The organism is Streptomyces sp. SAT1, assembly GCF_001654495.1.
Taxonomy (GTDB): Bacteria; Actinomycetota; Actinomycetes; order Streptomycetales; family Streptomycetaceae; genus Streptomyces; species Streptomyces andamanensis.
Genome location: NZ_CP015849.1, coordinates 458,717 through 477,318, shown reverse-complemented (window position 1 = coordinate 477,318; position 18,602 = coordinate 458,717). Strand labels below are relative to the sequence as shown.

Here is an 18,602-nt window from a genome sequence, read left to right as displayed (position 1 = left end):
CCGCCATGAGTTCCGTACTCGCCGGTGTGCTCCAGATGCTCGCCCTGATGGGCGCACTGGCACTGGCCTACATACCCCTCGGCTCCTACATGGCCCGGGTCTACACCACCGAGCGGCACTGGCGTGTCGAGCGGTGGATCTACCGGGGCATCGGTGCCGACCCCGGGGCGCGGATGCGCTGGCCCGCCTATCTGCGGGCGGTCCTCGCCTTCTCCGCGGCGGGTGTGCTGTTCCTGTACCTGCTCCAGCGGATCCAGGGGGTGCTGCCGCTCTCCCTCGGCTTCCGTTCCGTCGAGCCCGCGCAGGCGTTCGACACCGCGGCGTCCTTCGTCACCAACACCAACTGGCAGTCGTACGCCGGCGAGCAGACGATGGGGCACGTCGTGCAGACCGCGGGTCTGGCCGTGCAGAACTTCGTGTCGGCCGCGGTCGGCATCGCCGTCGCCATCGCCCTGGTCCGCGGCTTCTCCCGGTCCCGCACCGGCGAGCTGGGCAACTTCTGGGTGGACCTGGTGCGCGGCACCGTGCGCATCCTCGTGCCGATCGCCGCGCTCGCCGCCGTCGTGCTGGTGGCGTGCGGCGCGATCCAGAACTTCTCCGGGATCCACGAGGTCGGTCAGTTCTTCGATGGACACAGCATGGGAGGCTCGCAGCAGTGGAACGGCGGCGCGGTCGCCTCGCAGGAGGCCATCAAGGAGCTGGGCACCAACGGCGGCGGCTACTTCAACGCCAACAGCGCCCACCCCTTCGAGAACCCCACGCCGTTCACCAACCTGTTCGAGATCTTCCTGATCCTGGTCATCCCGTTCTCGCTGACCCGCACCTTCGGCCTGATGGTCGGCTCGGTGCGCCAGGGCTACGCGATCCTGGCGGCCATGGCCACCATCTGGCTCGGCTTCACGGCCCTGATGATGTGGACCGAGTTCGCCCACCACGAGGGCGCCCTGCAGCTCGCGGGCGGCGCCATGGAGGGCAAGGAGACCCGCTTCGGCGTGGGCGCCTCCTCGATCTTCGCGGTGGCCACCACCCTCACCTCGACCGGCGCGGTGGACTCCTTCCACTCCTCCTTCACCGGACTGGGCGGCGGCATCACCCTGCTCGGGATGATGCTCGGCGAGATCGCGCCCGGCGGCACCGGATCCGGCCTCTACGGCATGCTGATCATGGCCGTGATCGCGGTGTTCATCGCGGGCCTCATGGTCGGCCGCACCCCCGAGTACCTGGGCCGGAAGATCGGCGCCCGCGAGATCAAGCTCGCCGCCTGCTACATCCTGGTCACCCCGACGCTCGTCCTGGTCTTCACCGCGCTGTCCATGGCGCTGCCGACCCCGCCGCACTCGATGCTCAACCCGGGCGCGCACGGCTTCTCCGAGGTGCTGTACGCCTTCACCTCGGCGGCCAACAACAACGGCTCGGCCTTCGCCGGTCTGAACGCGAACACGGACTGGTTCAACACCACCACCGGACTGGCCATGCTGCTCGGCCGCTTCCTGCCGATGGTGTTCGTCCTGGCGCTGGCCGGCTCGCTGGCCGAGCAGCGGCCGGTACCGGTCACCGCGGGCACCCTGCGCACCGAGAAGCCGCTGTTCGCCGGGCTGCTCGTGGGCGCGATCCTCATCATCACCGGGCTGACCTACTTCCCGGCCCTGGCGCTGGGCCCGCTCGCCGAAGGGCTGGCGTGATGACCCCGCGAATCGAGAGCCGCACCGACAGCCGTACCGGTACGGACAGCCGCACCGACAGCCGTACTGGTACGGACAGCCGCACCGAACGCCGTTCCGAGAGCCAAGAGGACTCCATGTCCACCGTCACCCCCGCCCGTGCGCCGCACCCCGACCTGCCCACCGGGCACTCCCCGGACCGGGGCCGGGTCGGCGCGGGCCTCTTCGACCCGGCGCAGCTGCTCAGGTCGCTGCCGGACGCCTTCCGCAAGCTCGACCCGCGGGTGCAGGTCAAGTCGCCCGTGATGTTCGTGGTCTGGGTCGGCTCGGTGCTGACCACCGCCTTCTCCTGTGTCCACCCCGGCGACTGGTTCGGCTGGACCATCAGCGTCTGGCTCTGGCTGACCGTGGTCTTCGCCAATCTCGCCGAGGCCGTCGCCGAGGGCCGCGGCAAGGCCCAGGCCGACACCCTGCGCCGGGCCAAGTCCGACACCGTGGCCCGGCGGCTGGCCGCCGACGGCACCGAGGAGCAGGTCGCCGGGACCGCCCTCGCCATCGGCGACCGGGTGGTCTGCGAGGCCGGCGACATCATCCCCGGGGACGGCGACGTCGTCGAGGGCGTGGCGAGCGTCGACGAGTCCGCGATCACCGGTGAGTCCGCGCCCGTCATCCGGGAGTCCGGCGGTGACCGGTCCGCGGTGACCGGAGGGACCAAGGTGCTCTCCGACCGGATCGTCGTACGGATCACCACCCGGCCGGGGGAGACCTTCATCGACCGGATGATCGGCCTGGTCGAGGGCGCCGCACGGCAGCGGACGCCCAACGAGATCGCGCTGAACATCCTGCTGGCCTCGCTCACCATCGCGTTCCTGCTGGCCTGTGCCACCCTGCCGCCCTTCGCTCACTACGCGGGCACCCACCTCACGCTCGTGGTGCTGGTGGCGCTCCTGGTCTGCCTGATCCCGACCACGATCGGCGCGCTGCTGTCGGCCATCGGCATCGCGGGCATGGACCGGCTGGTGCAGCGCAATGTGCTGGCCATGTCCGGCCGGGCGGTCGAGGCCGCGGGCGACGTCTCCACGCTGCTGCTGGACAAGACCGGCACCATCACCCTGGGCAACCGGCAGGCGGCCGCGTTCGTGCCGGTGCGCGGCACCACCGAGGCCGAACTCGCCGACGCCGCCCAGCTCTCCTCGCTGGCCGACGAGACGCCCGAGGGCCGCTCCGTCGTCGTCCTGGCCAAGGAGCGGTACGGGCTCAGGGAGCGCCACCAGGGCGAACTGGCCGGCGCCGAATGGGTCGCGTTCACCGCGCAGACCCGGATGTCCGGGGTGGACGTCGACGGCCGCAGCATCCGCAAGGGCGCGGCCGGCTCGGTCGCCGCCTGGGTCACCGGGCGCGGCGGCACGGTGGCCGAGGACGCCGACACGATCGTCGCGGGCATCTCCGAGGCGGGCGGCACCCCGCTGCTGGTCGCCGTCGAGGACGGGCGCGGAGCCCGGGTGCTGGGCGTCGTCCACCTCAAGGACGTCGTCAAGGACGGCATGCGGGAACGATTCTCCGAGCTGCGCCGCATGGGCATCAGGACCGTCATGATCACCGGCGACAACCCGCTGACCGCCAAGGCGATCGCCGAGGAGGCGGGCGTCGACGACTTCCTCGCCGAGGCCACCCCCGAGGACAAGATGGCCCTCATCAAGCGGGAGCAGGCGGGCGGCAAGCTGGTCGCGATGACCGGCGACGGCACCAACGACGCACCGGCCCTCGCCCAGGCGGACGTCGGCGTGGCGATGAACACCGGCACGTCGGCCGCCAAGGAGGCCGGCAACATGGTCGACCTCGACTCCAACCCGACCAAGCTCATCGAGATCGTGGAGATCGGCAAGCAGCTGCTGATCACCCGGGGCGCGCTCACCACCTTCTCCATCGCCAACGACGTGGCGAAGTACTTCGCGATCATCCCGGCGCTGTTCGCCGCGGTCTACCCGGGCCTGGACAAGCTCAACGTCATGCAGCTGTCCTCGCCCAGCTCGGCGATCCTGTCCGCCGTCGTCTTCAACGCGCTGATCATCGTCGCGCTGGTGCCGCTCGCCCTCAAGGGCGTGCGCTACCGGCCGATGAGCGCCGACCGGATGCTCCGCCGCAACCTCGGCCTCTACGGCATCGGCGGGCTGATCGCCCCCTTCGCCGGCATCAAGCTGATCGACCTGCTCCTGTCCCTCATTCCCGGAATCGGCTGACGGCCATGAACAACACCCTCCCGAACACCGCCCGGCTGCTGGGCGCGGGCCTGCGCGCGCTGCTCGTGCTGACACTGGTCACCGGCGTCCTCTATCCGCTCCTGGTCACCGGCATCGCCCAGGGGCTGTTCCCGGGCAAGGCCAACGGCTCCGAGGTCAGCTCGGGCGGCAGGGTCGTCGGCTCCGCCCTCATCGGCCAGTCCTACGACCTCCCGCTCAAGAAGGGGCAGCGGACACCGGCCGCCGACCTGAAGTGGTTCCAGGGCCGGCCCGCCAACGGGCTGGCCACCAACACCCTGAACACCCGCTACAAGCTGCTGGTGTCCGGCGCCACCAACCTCGCCGCCGACAACAAGACCCTCGTCGACCAGGTACGGGAGGCCCAGGCGGCCGTCGTCAAGGACAACTCGGTGCCCGGCCATCCCGTCTCGCCCGCCGACGTCCCGGCCGACGCGGTCACCTCCTCCGGCTCCGGTCTCGACCCCGACATCTCCCCGCAGTACGCGCGGATCCAGGTGTACCGGGTCGCCGAGCGCAACGGCCTGCCGCCCGCCCGGGTGCAGCGGCTGGTCGCCGACCACACCGAGGGCCGCACCCTGGGCTTCATGGGCGAACCCCGGGTGAACGTCCTCGAACTCAACATCGCCCTGTCCCGGCTGGTGGCACGGCGCTGAACGACCGGCGGGGGCCGGGTGCGCCGCCCCCGCCCCTCCCGCACCCGGGTCCCGCTCCTCGGACTCGGGTGCGTCGGCCGGTCGCGAGCGGGGGAAGATGGAGATCGCGAGTGGACACAGGGCCGTCGACCACCGGAACACCTGGAACCCCAGGCACCGGACACCGAGGACGAGGAGTGGCAGTCATGCAGCAGGAACGAGCGGGCGCACCGGGCGGGCCGGCCGGACCGGACGACCTGATCGACGTGGCCCGCCTGGTGACCGCGTACTACGCGCTGCACCCGGACCCGGCCGAACCGGGCCAGCGGGTGGCGTTCGGCACCTCGGGACACCGCGGCTCCTCCCTCGCGGCGGCCTTCAACGAGGACCACATCGCCGCGACCAGCCAGGCGATCTGCGAGTACCGCGCGGCCCAGGGCACCGACGGCCCGCTCTTCCTCGGCGCCGACACCCACGCCCTGTCCGAGCCCGCCCGGGTCACCGCCCTCGAGGTGTTCGCGGCAGGCGGCGTCACCGTGCTCATCGACGCGGCCGACGGCTACACCCCCACCCCGGCCGTCTCGCACGCCATCCTCACCCACAACCGCGGGCGCTCCTCGGGCCTCGCGGACGGCGTCGTCGTCACCCCCTCGCACAACCCGCCCGCCGACGGCGGCTTCAAGTACAACCCGCCCAGCGGCGGCCCGGCCGGCTCCGAGGCCACCTCCTGGATCCAGGACCGCGCCAACGAGATCATCGCGGGCGGCCTGAAGGACGTACGGCGGATCCCGTACACCCGGGCGCTCGCCGCGGAGACCACCGGCCGCCACGACTTCCTCGGCGCCTATGTCTCGGACCTGCCGAGCGTGCTGGACCTGGACGCGATCCGCGGCGCGGGGGTACGGATCGGCGCCGACCCGCTGGGCGGCGCCTCGGTGGCGTACTGGGGACGGATCGCCGAGCAGCACCGGCTCGACCTGACCGTGGTCAATCCGCTCACCGACCCCACCTGGCGCTTCATGACGCTGGACTGGGACGGCAGGATCCGCATGGACTGCTCCTCGCCGTACGCCATGGCCTCGCTCATCGAGCGGCGCGACCGGTTCCAGATCGCCACCGGCAACGACGCCGACGCCGACCGGCACGGCATCGTCACCCCGGACGCCGGTCTGATGAACCCCAACCACTACCTGGCCACGGCCATCTCCTACCTGTACGCCCACCGCACCGAGTGGCCGTCGGGGGCGGGCGTGGGCAAGACGCTGGTGTCCTCCGGCATGATCGACCGGGTCGCCGCCGATCTGGGCCGGCCCCTGGTGGAGGTGCCCGTCGGCTTCAAGTGGTTCGTGGACGGACTGGCCGGCGGCTCGCTCGGCTTCGGCGGCGAGGAGTCGGCCGGGGCGTCGTTCCTGCGCCGCGACGGCTCGGTGTGGACCACCGACAAGGACGGCATCATCCTGGCCCTGCTCGCCTCCGAGATCACCGCCGTCACCGGCAGGACGCCCTCCCAGCACTACACCGCCCTCACCGAGCGCTTCGGCGAGCCCGCCTACGCCCGGATCGACGCGCCGGCGAGCCGCGAGGAGAAGGCGCGCCTGGCCAAGCTGTCCCCGGCCCAGGTCACCGCCGACACCCTCGCGGGCGAGCCGGTCACCGCCGTGCTCACCGAGGCGCCCGGCAACGGCGCCGCCATCGGCGGCATCAAGGTGGCCACCGAGAACGCCTGGTTCGCGGCCCGCCCGTCCGGCACCGAGGACGTGTACAAGATCTACGCGGAGTCCTTCCGGGGCGCCGACCACCTCGGCCGGGTCCAGGACGAGGCCAAGCAGGTCGTCCTGGCGGCGCTCGGCGGCTGAACCGCGCGCCGCGTCCCCGGCCGGCGCCCCGCGGGTGCGGGCGCCGGCCGGGAGCGGGCCACGCCCGTCCGTGATCATCTACAGTGCTGTAGAAGATCATCACGGGTCCCGCAGGCGACCCCTGCGTGAAGGAGCGACGGCGCCAGATGCCGCAGCAGCACCCCCGGGAGACCGCCACCGCGCCGGACACCGCCCGCACCCGGCTGGCACACCGCTGCCGCGGCCTCACCGAGGCCCGGTGGTTCGCCCTCGCCGTCTTCGCCGTCATCCTCCTCAACGCCGCCCTGCTGGGCGTCGAGACCTACCCCGGACTCGCCGCACGGTGGCACCACGGGTTACGCCTGGCCGAACACGCCTGCCTGGCGGTGTTCACCGCGGAGATCCTGCTGCGCCTGGCCGCCCACGCCGACCGGCCGCGGGACTTCCTCAAGGACCCGTGGAACCTCTTCGACCTCGCCGTGGTGCTCTGCGCCTTCCTGCCCCTGGTCCGCGAGAACGCCACCGTGCTGCGGCTGCTGCGCCTGGCCCGCGTGCTGCGCACCGCCCGCTTCCTGCCCCAACTGCGCGTCGTGCTGGTCGCGGTGGCCCGCAGCCTGCCCGGCACCCTCAGCTTCCTGCTCGTCGGGACCCTCCTGCTGTACGTCTACGCCATGGTCGGCTGGGTCCTCTTCGGCCACGCCGACCCGCAGCACTACGGCTCCCTCGGCCGCGCCGCCCTCACCCTCTTCCTGCTGATGACCCTGGACGGCATCGGCGACGCGGTGCACGCCGGCCTGGAGGTGTCGCGCTGGAGCCTGCTCTACTACGCCTCCTATGTGCTGCTCGCCTCCTTCGTCCTGGTCAACGTCCTCATCGGCGTGGTCCTGACCTCCCTGGACGAGGCCCGGGAGATGGAACGGGACGACCCGCCCGCGCCCCCGCGTGTCCCCGCACCCGCCGAGGACCGGCACGACCTGCTGGAACGGATCGGTGCGGCCCGGCGGGCCCTGGACGACCTGGAGCGCGGTCTCGCCGCCGCCCCGCCGACTCCCGCCGCTCGACCGGATCTTGACCGTTCGTTTTCTTGAACGGTTCGTCTTTGCGGCGGTAGGTTCTGCGCCATGACGGCAGCCCGGCCCCCGACCACCGCCGAAGAGCTGCGCGGTGCCGGCCTGCGTGTGACGGCCGCCCGCGTCGCCCTCCTGGAGACCGTGCGCGCCGGTGACCACCTCGCGGCGGAGGCCGTCGCCGCCGGGGTGCGCGCCCGCGTCGGCCACATCTCCCTCCAGGCCGTGTACGAGGCGCTGCACGCCCTCACCGAGGCCGGACTCGTACGCCGTATCGCCCCCGCCGGAGGCCCGGCCCGCTACGAGGGCCGCGTCGGGGACAACCACCACCACGCCGTGTGCCGCTCGTGCGGTGCCGTCGCCGACGTGGACTGCGCGACGGGGCGCGCGCCCTGCCTCACCGCGTCCGCGGGCCACGGCTTCACCGTCGACGAGGCCGAGGTCGTCTACTGGGGCCGCTGCCCGGCCTGTTCCGGCGCGCCCCGCACCTGAGCACCGTGATCCGCCAGCCCGGAAGGATTCCCATGTCCGAGAACCACGAGGCCATCGTCACCGATCCGAAGACTCAGGACACCGGTGACGGCTGCCCGGTCGCGCACGGGCGCGCCCCGCACCCCACGCAGGGCGGCGGAAACCGCCAGTGGTGGCCGGAGCGGCTCAACCTGAAGATCCTCGCCAAGAACCCCGCCGTGGCCAACCCGCTCGGCGCGGACTTCGACTACGCCGAGGCGTTCGGCAGCCTCGACCTGGCGGCCGTCAAACGCGACCTCGCCGAGGTGCTCACCACCTCCCAGGACTGGTGGCCCGCCGACTTCGGGCACTACGGCCCGCTGATCATCCGCATGGCCTGGCACAGCGCGGGCACCTACCGCATCAGCGACGGCCGCGGCGGCGCGGGCGCCGGGCAGCAGCGCTTCGCCCCGCTCAACAGCTGGCCGGACAACGCCAACCTCGACAAGGCCCGCCGCCTGCTGTGGCCGGTCAAGAAGAAGTACGGCCGCAACCTCTCCTGGGCCGACCTGCTGATCCTCGCGGGGAACGTCGCCCTGGAGACCATGGGCTTCGAGACGTTCGGCTACGCGGGCGGCCGCGCGGACGTCTGGGAGGCCGAGGAGGACGTCTACTGGGGCCCCGAGACCACCTGGCTCGGCGACCGGCGCTACACCGGCGACCGCGAGCTGGAGAACCCGCTCGGCGCCGTGCAGATGGGACTCATCTACGTCAACCCCGAGGGCCCGAACGGCAATCCGGACCCGATCGCCGCGGCCCGCGACATCCGCGAGACCTTCCGCCGGATGGCGATGAACGACGAGGAGACCGTCGCCCTCATCGCGGGCGGCCACACCTTCGGCAAGACGCACGGCGCGGGACCGGCCCACCACGTCGGACCCGACCCGGAGGCCGCCGGCCTGGAGGACCAGGGCCTCGGCTGGAAGAACACCTTCGGCACCGGCAAGGGCGGCGACGCCATCACCAGCGGACTGGAGGTGACCTGGACGGCCACCCCGACGACCTGGGACAACAGCTTCTTCGAGACCCTGTTCGGCTACGAGTGGGAGCTGTTCGAGTCCCCCGCGGGCGCCCAGCAGTGGCGGCCGAAGGACGGCGCGGGCGCCGGTACGGTCCCCGACGCGCACGACCCCTCCAGGCGGCACGCCCCCACGATGCTGACCACCGACCTCTCGCTGCGCTTCGACCCGGTCTACGAGCCGATCTCGCGGCGCTTCCTGGAGCACCCCGACGAGTTCGCCGACGCCTTCGCGCGGGCCTGGTTCAAGCTGACCCACCGCGACATGGGTCCGGTCTCCCGCTACCTCGGCCCCGAGGTCCCCACCGAGGTCCTGCTCTGGCAGGACCCGCTGCCCGAGCGGACGTACGCGCTCCTGGACGCCGAGGACGTCGCCGCCCTCAAGGCGAAGATCACCGAAGCCGGCCTGCCGGTGTCCGAACTGGTCTTCACCGCCTGGGCGTCGGCCTCGTCCTTCCGCGGCAGCGACAAGCGCGGCGGCGCCGACGGCGCCCGCATCCGGCTGGAACCGCAGCGCGGCTGGGAGGCCAACGACCCCGACCGGGTGGCGGCCGTGCTGCGCGTCCTGGAGGGCGTCCAGGAGTCCTTCAACGCCGGGCGGAGCGACGGCAAGGGCGTCTCGCTGGCCGATCTGGTCGTCCTGGCCGGCGGAGTGGGCGTCGAACGGGCCGCAGCGCAGGCCGGGTTCGAGATCGAGGTCCCCTTCACCCCCGGCCGGGTGGACGCCGCGCAGGAGCAGACGGACGTCGAGTCGTTCGCCGCGCTGGAACCGGCCGCCGACGGCTTCCGCAACTACCTGGGCAAGGGCAACCGGCTGCCCGCCGAGTACCTGCTGATCGACCGGGCCAACCTGCTGACGCTCAGCGCGCCCGAGATGACCGTCCTGGTCGGCGGGCTGCGTGTGCTGGGCGCCAACCACCAGCAGTCGCCGCTCGGCGTCCTCACCGCCACGCCCGGCGTCCTCACCAACGACTTCTTCGTCAACCTGCTCGACCTCGGCACGCAGTGGCGGGCGGTCTCCGCCGACGCGAGCGCCTTCGAGGGCTACGACCCGGCCACCGGCGAGGTCAGGTGGACCGGCAGCCGTGCCGACCTGGTCTTCGGCTCCAACTCCGAGCTGCGCGCGCTGGCCGAGGTGTACGCGAGCGACGACGCGAAGGAGAAGTTCGTGGCCGACTTCGTCGCGGCCTGGACCAAGGTCATGAACCTGGACCGGTTCGACCTGTCCTGACCGCCCGTGCCTCCGGGCCGGCCCGCCGCGGCCGGCCCGGACGTGCGCTCACGCCCTGGCCGGGCGGCGGCGCCCGCCTCCTTCACCAGAGGCGCGGCGGGCGCCGGGCGCCAGGTGCGCGGCCCTCAGTCCCGCGGTCCGTCGAGGACCTTCCGGGCGACCCGCGCCGCCGCCTCGCTCTCGGCCGCGGCGGGCGACAGCTCGCTCAGGGTGTCGAGGTCGGTGTCCTCGCGCAGCTCGTCCTCCCAGGTGGCGGCGAGCCGGTCCCGCTCCTCCCGGGGCAGTTCCCGCACCTGCTCCCGGTGGCGCGGGTCGAGGGCGGTCAGGAACCGTTCGACGGTGTCGATGGCCATCTGCTCCTCCTCGGGGCACGGCCCCACCGGTCAGCGGCGGGCGAGCCGCCGCTCTCCGCCGACGCCGGGGCGGTAGGGCAGGTCGTAGTGCTGGAAGATCGCGGCCTCCTGCTCGGCGGGCAGCACGTCGTCCGTGCCGATGGAGGGGGCCTTCTTGACCAGCCCCTTGGGCTGGGCCACCTTCAGGTAGTCGGGCCCCACGACCGCGTCGTCGACCGGGACGAAGAACAGGCGCTGCCGGGTGGGCAGCCCCGCGCGGACGGTCACCATGGCCGGCTCGTCGGTGCCGGTGTCCACATAGACCGCTTCCAGCGCGCCGATCTTGTGACCCTCCTGGTCGACCACGTCGTGGTTGCGCCATTCGCGGAGGTCCGCTGAACGAATCATGTCTGCTCCCTGCCGTCGTACCGATGAGTGACCCGGCGCTCCGGGCCATAAACGCCCTGGGCTCTAAACACGACTGGCGCGAACAGGGCACGCGTAAACACGGCGGCGCCCGCCCGGCCCCCGGGAGGCCGGGGACCGGGCGGGCGCGGGGCGGGGCGATCAGCCGATCAGCCACCGCTGGAGCGGTGAGTCCGCCGCGGGGCGCTGCGTCACCGCGGCGCCGTCGGCCGTCGAACCGGCGGTCAGCAGCAGCCCGCTGCGCACCGAGGCCACGGTGGAGGTGCCGTCCGCCGCGGCACCGACCCTCCAGCGCTGGTTGGTGCCGCCGGTGCAGGTCCACTGGATCACCCGGGCGCCGGAGGCGGTGGAACCGCTCTCCACGTCGGCGCACAGCCCCGAGGCGAGGTTGACCAGCTCGTAGGAGCCGTCGTCCTGCCGGGTGAACCGCCACTTCTGGTGGTCGCCGCCGTTCGGCGTCCAGATGCCGAGCGCCGTGCCCGCGGTGGTGCTGCGGCCGGGGCTCTCCAGCACCTTCTGGCCGGTGGTGAGGGTGTGTGTGCCCTCCAGCGGCGCCTGGGCCGCCCCGGTCGGCGTGAGCGTCAGCGTCTGCTCGGCCCCGGTGCGCGTGCCGCCGACCCCGCCGCCGGCGTTCCAGAAGCGGGCCGGGGTGGTCTCGGCGGGCCGCGCCGACTCGCCCGACAGACCGACCACCAGACCGCTGTAGCGGTTGACCAGCCGGTACGTGCCGTTCGCCCGGCCGTCCGCCGCGGTGCCGGGCACGACCCACCACTGCTGTCCCACGGTGGCGCCGCCCGGTCCCGCCGGGGTGACGGTGGGCCGGGTGCCCCAGGCGCGCTGCGCGGTGGCGGAGGAGTCCACGCCCAGCAGGCCGCCGGTGGACGCGTTGGCGACGCGGTACGAGCCGTCGCCGTTGCCGGTGAAGATCCACGGCTGGAGGGCGGAACCGTTCGCGCTCGCCTCGGAGGTGGCCGCGGAGCCCCCGGTGACCTGCGCGAGGACCCGGCCGCCGCCGCTGGAGACACGGTAGGCGCGGCTCGTGTCCAGGGGAGCGGTCGGCGCCGAGGAGCCGATGGTGACGTTCACGTACTCGCCGGACGAGCCGCCCGAGCAGCCGAAGGAGCAGTAGGAGCGGAACGACTTGCCGACCACCGCCGAACTGGTCCGGTTCGCCGGGTCCAGGAACCAGCGGTACCAGGAGGCGGTGGTGTGCCCGCCGGTGTCACCGATCAGCCGCCACTTCTGCGAGGCCAGGTCGTCGGTGGCGTAGAACTGCTGCGGCGCGCCGCCGCTCTGGTCGACCGCCTGGGGCTCTCCTATGTACAGGCCCAGATAGGCGTTGTAGGTGATGTCCATGACGAACAGCGGCGAGGTCGGGGGAGTGGTGCCCGCCGCCACCTGCTGGGCGACCGTGCCGGCGCGCGTCGGGTCGTACTCCTTGTCCGCCGGGGTGTAGCCCGTGGGGTGCGCGGAGTCGACCGGCACCATGTTGCTCTCCCGGCCGCCCGTGCCGGGCTGGGACCAGGCGCCGTCGTACCACTTCTGCCACGAGCCCGGCGCCATCTTGGAGGCGATCGGCGCGCGGGCGACATGCGCGTGGAACGCCTTCCAGCTGCCGCCCTTGTCCACGATCCGCGAGCCGTAGAAGACGTAGAAGTAGCCGGAGGCGGTGTCCGCGAACAGGCGCGGGTCGCCGTCGCCGTAGTCGAAGGTCTGCTGCGGGAAGGCCGCCGTGTCACCGCGCTTCGTGCTGTACGGCGAGGTGATCACATGGTCCTCGACGGTCCAGGTCCGCCCCTGGTCCTTGGAGACGGCGTAGTCGATCGCGTCGTAGTGCAGGCCGTCGCCGAAGGGCTGCGGGGTGAACTCGTTGTGGACCAGCCCGTACCAGTCGCCGGTGTCCGGGTCGACCCACACGCCCGCCAGATCGCAGTAGTTCTTCTGCGCGTAGCTCGAACCGGTGGGCGCGTAGCTCGACTCCCGGCCGGTGGGCTGTTGTTGCAGCGCCAGGTGGTGTCGTTGTTGCGGTCACGGGACTCGGCCGGGTCCACCGCGTCGCTCAGGGCGCCGTCGCGGGTGGCGCTGTCCAGGTCCTTGCCGGTGAAGAAGGTCCACGCGCGGCCGTCGTTCGCGCCGTACAGGGAGTGGGCCTGCTGGAAGTGGAACGTGCCGTCCTTGTCGAGGTACGGGGCGGCCGGGGTGTCGTCCGGGTGGGTCCAGGAGCCCTTCGCGCCGACGGTGACGGTGTAGGAGGGGGCGGCGGCCGCCGGTGCCTCGGGGGCGGCGAGGGCCTCGCCGCCGGTGACGGCCGTCGCCGCGGCGAGGACCGCGGCGAGCAGCGCTCCGGCCAGTCTCTTGCGGTGAGTGGACACAGGTTCTCCTTCTCGGGAGGGGGCCGGCGCGGGGTGCGCCGGCCCCTGGGTGTGGTTCCTGTGCGGTGCGGCGGACCGGTGTCGGTGCCGGTCCGGTCGGTGGCCCCCCTCGGCGGTGCGCGGTCAGTCGAAGGTCTCGACGTACTCCTCGGCCGGTCCGAGCTCAGGTCCGTCCAGCAGGGCGAGACGGTCGCCGAAGCGCTCCAGCTCCAGGACGGTGAGGGTGTTCTCCCCGGCCCTCAGCAGCGGAGCGGGCAGATAGAGCGTGGTCTGCGGGCCGGCCTCCCAGTAGCGGCCCAGCAGGGTGTCGCCGACCCAGACGAAGCCCTTGCAGAAGCCCGGCAGGGCCAGGAAGGTGTCGGCCGGCTCGGTCACGGTGAGCCGGGCGGTGGCGAATCCGGCCCGGTCCTCGCCGGACGCCGCCGCGAGCGCCCGGCCGGTCTCCGGCCGCCCCCACTCGTCCAGCGGCAGCCGGCGCATGGTCCAGCCGTGGACCAGCCGCCGCTCCACCCGGACCCCGCCCAGGATGCCCTTGCCCTGGCCGAGCAGGGGCCCGTAATTGATCCGGCCCTGGTTCTCCACCAGCAGTTCGAGACGCACCCGGGCCCCGGCACCCGGCACCGTGAAGGAGGCCGTCTCGCGGTCCAGCACGGCCACGGGGGCGCCGTCGACGAACACCTGGGCGCGGTCGTGCAGCCCGGTGACGGTCAGCTCCTGGGGCCCCGGCGGCAGCAGCGGCTCGGCCGAGTACAGCACCAGACCGGACGCCTGGCCCAGCTCCTCGAAGCTCAGCGGCAGCGGGGCGCGCACCGGCTCGGCCACCGCCCGCAGCGCGCTCAGCAGACCGGGGTGCCGGGTGACCTCCAGGGTGCGCGGCGTGAGCAGCGGGGCGTCGGCGGGCGGCTCGGGAAGCTCCCGGGCCGCACCGGCGCCGGGCGCGGCCAGCTTCTCGCGCAGGGCGTGGAACTTCGGGGTGAGCGCGCCGTGTTCGGCGATGGGCGCGTCCGAGTCGTAGCTCGTGACCGTCGGCTGGAGGCGCTGGCCGTCGTGGTTGGCACCGGCCCAGAGCCCGAAGTTGGTGCCGCCGTGCGCCATGTACAGGCTCACCGAACCGCCCGCGTCGAGGATGCGGCCCACGTCCTCGGCCGCGCTGACGGCGGACCGCACATGGTGCTTCTCGCCCCAGTGGTCGAACCAGCCGTTCCAGAACTCGGCGCAGACGAACGGCTCGCCGGCGCGCCGCGAGCGCAGCAGGGCCGCCGCCTCGTCCGGACGCGAACCGAACGTCGCCGCCGCCAGCTCGCCGGGCACGCTGCCACCGTCCTGCATCAGCGCCGTCGGCCCGTCCGCCGTGTACAGCAGCTCGGTGATCCCGCGCGCCACCAGGGCGTCGCGCACCCAGCGCAGATAGTCCTGGTCGTCGCCGTGACTGCCGTACTCGTTCTCGATCTGCACCGCGACGACCGGTCCGCCGCGGCCCGCCTGGAGTGCGGCGACGCGCGGGATCAGCTCGTCGAACCAGCGGGCGACGGCGTCCAGGAAGGGCCCGTGGCAGGTGCGCAGCAGCATGCCCGGGGTACCGGTCAGCCAGGCCGGGAGACCGCCGTTGTCCCATTCGGCGCAGATGTACGGACCCGGGCGCACGATGACGTCGAGTCCCGCCTCCTGCGCCAGGGCCGCGAAGCGCGGCAGGTCCCGCCAGCCGTCGAACCCGGCCTTGCCCGGCACGCGTTCGTGGAAGTTCCACGGGACGTAGGTGTCCACGGTGTTGAGGCCGAGCGCGGCGAGCCGGTGCAGCCGGTCGGCCCACTGGGCGGGGTGGACGCGGAAGTAGTGCAGCGAGCCGGCCAGGACGCGGTGCGGGCGGCCCGCCCGCAGCAGCGTGCCGTCCGCGTGGGTGAGCAGGGGCGGGGCCGCCTCCGGTGCGGCGGCGGTGTGCGCGGACTGCGGTGCTGAGGTGGTCACTTGACGGCTCCGGCGGTCATGCCCGCGCGCCAGAACCGCTGGAGCGCGAGGAAGGCGATCAGAAGCGGGACGACGGACACCAGCGAGCCGATGACGACCAGCGGGGGCGGCACCGCGACATGGCTGGCGTTCCAGCCGACCAGGCCGACCGTGACCGGTTGCAGCCGGTCGTCGCCGAGCACCATCGCGGGCAGCAGGTAGTTGTTCCAGATCTCCACGAACTGGAACAGGAAGATCGTCACCAGCGCGGGCAGCATCATCCGCACCCCGATGGTACGGAAGATGCGGAACTCGCCCGCGCCGTCCAGCCGTCCGGCCTCCAGCACCTCGTCGGGCACCGTCTGCGCGGCGAACACCCGGGAGAGGTAGACGCCGAACGGGCTGACCACGCTGGGCAGCAGCACGGCCAGCGGGTTGTCGATCAGATGCACCCCGGAGAACATCAGGTACAGCGGCAGCGTGAACAGCACCTTGGGCACCAGTACGGCCGCCAGGACCGCGCCGAACACCGCGCCGCGCCCGGGGAAGTCGTACTTGGCGAGCGCGTACCCGGCCAGCGCCGAGAAGGCGGTGCCGAGCAGGGCGCCGACCCCGCAGTACAGCACGCTGTTGAGCATCCAGCGCCAGAAGATGCCGCCGTCCTGGGAGCTGAGCCGGGAGATGTTGCCGAACAGCCCGAAGCCGTCGAACCACAGGCCGTTGCCGGAGAACTGCTCGCCGAACGGCTTGGTCGCCGAGACCAGCAGCCACCACAGCGGGAAGAGGAAGTAGAAGGCCGACAGGCCCAGCAGCGCCATGACGGTGACGCGGCTCGCCGGGCGGCTCTCCCGGCGCGAGCGGACCAGGGCGGGCCGTGTGCTCAGCGCGCTCATGCCTGCTCCTCCCCGCGGTGGGTCAGCTTGAAGAACACGAAGGACACGACACCCACCAGGAGGGCCAGGAGGACGGACTGCGCGGCGGCGTACGGGTAGTTGCCCGCCGCGACCGCGTTCTGCGCGGACATGATCGGGGTGAACGCCGAGGAGATCGAGCCGTCGGAGACGGGCTGGAGCACGGTCGGCTCGTTGTAGAGCTGCGCCGAGCCGATGATGGAGAACACGGCGGTGAGGACCAGCGCGCCGCGCACCGCCGGGATCTTGATGCTCCAGGCGATCCGCAGGGCCGAGGCGCCGTCCATCCGGGCGGCCTCCAGCACCTCCGCGGGGATCGACTGGAGCGCCGCGTAGATGATGATCATGTTGTACCCGGCCCAGCTCCAGGTGACGATGTTCGCCACCGACCACAGCACCACCTCGCTGTGGAAGAACGGGATCGAGAAGCCGACCGGGTGCAGCAGCCGGTTGATCGGGCTGGACTGCGAGGAGTACATGAACGACCAGACCAGCGCGGCGCTCACGCCGGGGATGGCGTACGGCAGGAAGCTGGAGAGCCGGAAGAAGCCCTTGCCGCGCGCGGAGCGGGAGTCGATCAGCAGGGCGAGGGCCAGAGCCGTGCCGAGCATCACCGGGACCTGGACCAGGCCGAACAGCGCGACCCGGCCGAGCGAGGACAGGAAGGCGCCGTCGCCGAACGCCCTGCTGTAGTTGCCCAGCGGGTCGAAGACCTTGGTCGGGGCGGTCAGGCCGAGGCCGGAGCGGTGCACGGTGAACAGGCTGCTGACCGCCGCGTAGACGATCGGCGCGACGTACATCGCGGCGAACAGGACCAGGAAGGGGGCGCAGAAGAGCAGGGGCCGCAGGCGGCGTGAGCGGGCCGGACGCGCGGGCGCGGCGGCGGGCGCCGGCCGGGCGGCGCCGGCGGTGCGCCGGCCGCCGCTCACGGCCGGCGCCGCGGGAGCCCCGTCGATCACGGACTCGTTCACTCGGCGACCTTCAGGCCCTGCTTCTTCATCTCCGACACGGTCTTGTCCTGCGCGCCGCTGAGCGCGCCGGCGATCGTGCCCTTGCCCGCCCACGCCTTGCCGAGGCCGTCGTCGAGGTCGGCGGCGGTCTTGGTCATCAGCGGGCCCCAGGTCCAGCTGGAGTTGACCTGCGGCGCGGCGGCGGCGAACACGTCGTAGATCTTCTGGCCGCCGAAGTACGGGTCGCCGCCCTTCAGCTGGGGCAGGTCGAGCAGCTTCTTGGCGGCCGGGTAGAGCGCGGCCTTCTCGACCAGGCCGCCGAAGGCGTCGCGGTCGGTGCCGAGCCAGTGCGCGAACTCCCAGGCGCCCTCGGGGTTGTCGCAGCCCTTGAGGACGGCGGTCGCGGAGCCGCCCGCGTTGCCCACCTGGCCGGCGCCCTTGCTCCACTGCGGCAGCGGTGCCACCGCCCACTGGCCCGAGCCGCTCTTCGCGCCGCCCTTGATGACACCGGCCTGCCAGACGGCGCCGACGACGGTGGCGATGTCACCGTTGCCGATGCCCGTGTACCAGGCCTGGTCGTACATCGGGGCGCCGCTGATCAGCTTGTCGTCGGCGAGGCCCTGCCAGTAGTCGGCGACCCGCTTGTTGGCCGCGGACGCCATGGTCACCTGCCAGGCGTCGCCCTGGACGCCGAACCATCCGGCGCCGGTCTGCCAGGCGAGGCCCGCGTAGTCGTAGTCCAGGTAGGGCGAGGAGATGTAGCGGTGCGGGTTCGAGGCGTGGATCCTCTTGGCGTCCTCGCGGTACTCGTCCCAGGTGACGGGCGGCTTCAGACCGAGCGAGTCGAAGACCTTCTTGTTGTAGAAGAGCGCCATGGGGCCGGTGTCCACGGGCGCGCCGTAGACGGCGCCGCCGAGGGAGACCGACTGCCAGGCCGCGCTCTGGTAGTCGCCCTGGTCGGCGGAGGCGTACTTGGTCACGTCCTTCAGGGCGCCCTGGGCGGCGAAGCTGGGCAGCGTCTCGTAGCCGACCTGGGCCAGACAGGGCGCGTTGCCCGCCTTCACCGCGTTGAGCATCTTCTGGTAGCCGCCCTTGGCGCCCGGCTGCACGGCCTGGTAGGTGACCTTGAGGTCCGGGTGGCTCTTGTTGAAGGCGGCGACGGCGTCCTCGTATCCGGGCGCCCAACCCCAGAATGTGATCGATCCCTTGCCGGAGGCGGAGGACGAGCCGCCGTCGGATCCGCCGCATCCCGTGGCGGTGAGGGCGAGGCCCAACGCTCCCGCTATCCCGGCAATTCGGGCAATGGATCGCTTCACGGCTCCTCCTGAAGGGCTTGGGTGGTGCGGAGGAGGTGCCTCCGCGAGGCCAGGCGCACGGCACGGGGCAGAGGTCCCGGCCGTGGGCCGGCGCGCTGAATGCCGAAACTATGGCAGAGAATGTTATCGATGCCAA

Annotated in this window: 15 protein-coding genes; 7 read left to right on the top strand and 8 right to left on the bottom strand. The window is 72.4% G+C overall.

The window, feature by feature from the left end; all coding sequences use genetic code 11:
* The first annotated feature begins 5 nt into the window (after window positions 1-5).
* From kdpA to katG, 7 genes are all read left to right on the top strand, one after another.
* Window positions 6-1,682: a potassium-transporting ATPase subunit KdpA gene (kdpA, locus tag A8713_RS01910; protein ID WP_064531098.1), complete on the top strand. Its 1,677-nt coding sequence runs from the start codon at window positions 6-8 to the stop codon at window positions 1,680-1,682.
* A gap of 116 nt (window positions 1,683-1,798) precedes the next feature.
* Window positions 1,799-3,901 (top strand): potassium-transporting ATPase subunit KdpB, encoded by a 2,103-nt coding sequence (gene kdpB, locus A8713_RS01905; protein WP_064531097.1) that lies wholly within the window; start codon window positions 1,799-1,801, stop codon window positions 3,899-3,901.
* 5 nt (window positions 3,902-3,906) lie between these two features.
* Window positions 3,907-4,575 carry a potassium-transporting ATPase subunit C gene (locus A8713_RS01900; protein ID WP_064531096.1) on the top strand — a complete coding sequence of 223 codons (669 nt, stop codon included), beginning with the start codon at window positions 3,907-3,909 and terminating at the stop codon, window positions 4,573-4,575.
* 185 nt (window positions 4,576-4,760) lie between these two features.
* Window positions 4,761-6,410 carry a phosphoglucomutase (alpha-D-glucose-1,6-bisphosphate-dependent) gene (gene pgm / locus A8713_RS01895; RefSeq protein WP_064531095.1) on the top strand — a complete coding sequence of 550 codons (1,650 nt, stop codon included), beginning with the start codon at window positions 4,761-4,763 and terminating at the stop codon, window positions 6,408-6,410.
* A gap of 146 nt (window positions 6,411-6,556) precedes the next feature.
* Complete coding sequence (locus tag A8713_RS01890; protein WP_064531094.1) at window positions 6,557-7,477, top strand: ion transporter; 921 nt, start codon at window positions 6,557-6,559, stop codon at window positions 7,475-7,477.
* Window positions 7,478-7,510: 33 nt separating this feature from the next.
* The gene (locus A8713_RS01885) at window positions 7,511-7,948 is read left to right on the top strand and encodes a Fur family transcriptional regulator (RefSeq protein WP_064531093.1); all 438 of its coding nucleotides are present in this window, start codon (window positions 7,511-7,513) and stop codon (window positions 7,946-7,948) included.
* Between the two features lie 32 nt (window positions 7,949-7,980).
* Window positions 7,981-10,215 carry a catalase/peroxidase HPI gene (katG, locus tag A8713_RS01880; protein WP_064531092.1) on the top strand — a complete coding sequence of 745 codons (2,235 nt, stop codon included), beginning with the start codon at window positions 7,981-7,983 and terminating at the stop codon, window positions 10,213-10,215.
* A gap of 125 nt (window positions 10,216-10,340) precedes the next feature.
* Here katG and A8713_RS01875 read toward each other — a convergent pair whose 3' ends face one another.
* The 8 genes from A8713_RS01875 to A8713_RS01845 all read right to left on the bottom strand — a co-directional run bounded on the left by A8713_RS01875 (window position 10,341) and on the right by A8713_RS01845 (window position 18,466).
* Complete coding sequence (locus A8713_RS01875; RefSeq protein ID WP_064531091.1) at window positions 10,341-10,568, bottom strand: hypothetical protein; 228 nt, start codon at window positions 10,566-10,568, stop codon at window positions 10,341-10,343.
* 30 nt (window positions 10,569-10,598) lie between these two features.
* Window positions 10,599-10,955, bottom strand: a complete 357-nt coding sequence (locus A8713_RS01870) for a PRC-barrel domain-containing protein (protein WP_064531090.1) — start codon at window positions 10,953-10,955, stop codon at window positions 10,599-10,601.
* A 159-nt stretch (window positions 10,956-11,114) separates the two neighbouring features.
* A complete protein-coding gene (locus tag A8713_RS34020; RefSeq protein ID WP_237305520.1) occupies window positions 11,115-12,329 on the bottom strand; it encodes an RICIN domain-containing protein in 1,215 nt (404 codons plus the stop codon).
* Between the two features lie 410 nt (window positions 12,330-12,739).
* Window positions 12,740-13,345: a hypothetical protein gene (locus A8713_RS34015; RefSeq protein ID WP_237305285.1), complete on the bottom strand. Its 606-nt coding sequence runs from the start codon at window positions 13,343-13,345 to the stop codon at window positions 12,740-12,742.
* Window positions 13,346-13,468: 123 nt separating this feature from the next.
* Entirely contained in the window at window positions 13,469-15,310 is a 1,842-nt protein-coding gene (locus A8713_RS01860) for a glycoside hydrolase family 35 protein (protein ID WP_382851887.1), read from the bottom strand.
* Window positions 15,307-16,182, bottom strand: a complete 876-nt coding sequence (locus A8713_RS01855) for a carbohydrate ABC transporter permease (protein WP_064531089.1) — start codon at window positions 16,180-16,182, stop codon at window positions 15,307-15,309. Before A8713_RS01855 ends, A8713_RS01860 begins: the two co-directional genes overlap by 4 nt.
* Window positions 16,179-17,171: a carbohydrate ABC transporter permease gene (locus A8713_RS01850; protein WP_107440568.1), complete on the bottom strand. Its 993-nt coding sequence runs from the start codon at window positions 17,169-17,171 to the stop codon at window positions 16,179-16,181. Before A8713_RS01850 ends, A8713_RS01855 begins: the two co-directional genes overlap by 4 nt.
* Entirely contained in the window at window positions 17,168-18,466 is a 1,299-nt protein-coding gene (locus A8713_RS01845) for an ABC transporter substrate-binding protein (RefSeq protein ID WP_064531088.1), read from the bottom strand. The genes A8713_RS01850 and A8713_RS01845 overlap by 4 nt, the downstream gene beginning before the upstream one ends.
* Window positions 18,467-18,602: the final 136 nt, after the last annotated feature.

Coding starts and splice junctions, on each gene's coding strand:
- A8713_RS01875 (WP_064531091.1), bottom strand. CDS start 10,568: ATGGCCATCGACACCGTCGAACGGTTCCTGACCGCCCTCGACCCGCGC.
- A8713_RS01870 (WP_064531090.1), bottom strand. CDS start 10,955: ATGATTCGTTCAGCGGACCTCCGCGAATGGCGCAACCACGACGTGGTC.
- A8713_RS01890 (WP_064531094.1), top strand. CDS start 6,557: ATGCCGCAGCAGCACCCCCGGGAGACCGCCACCGCGCCGGACACCGCC.
- katG (WP_064531092.1), top strand. CDS start 7,981: ATGTCCGAGAACCACGAGGCCATCGTCACCGATCCGAAGACTCAGGAC.
- A8713_RS34020 (WP_237305520.1), bottom strand. CDS start 12,329: ATGGACATCACCTACAACGCCTATCTGGGCCTGTACATAGGAGAGCCC.
- pgm (WP_064531095.1), top strand. CDS start 4,761: ATGCAGCAGGAACGAGCGGGCGCACCGGGCGGGCCGGCCGGACCGGAC.
- kdpA (WP_064531098.1), top strand. CDS start 6: ATGAGTTCCGTACTCGCCGGTGTGCTCCAGATGCTCGCCCTGATGGGC.
- A8713_RS01885 (WP_064531093.1), top strand. CDS start 7,511: ATGACGGCAGCCCGGCCCCCGACCACCGCCGAAGAGCTGCGCGGTGCC.
- A8713_RS01855 (WP_064531089.1), bottom strand. CDS start 16,182: ATGAGCGCGCTGAGCACACGGCCCGCCCTGGTCCGCTCGCGCCGGGAG.
- A8713_RS01900 (WP_064531096.1), top strand. CDS start 3,907: ATGAACAACACCCTCCCGAACACCGCCCGGCTGCTGGGCGCGGGCCTG.
- kdpB (WP_064531097.1), top strand. CDS start 1,799: ATGTCCACCGTCACCCCCGCCCGTGCGCCGCACCCCGACCTGCCCACC.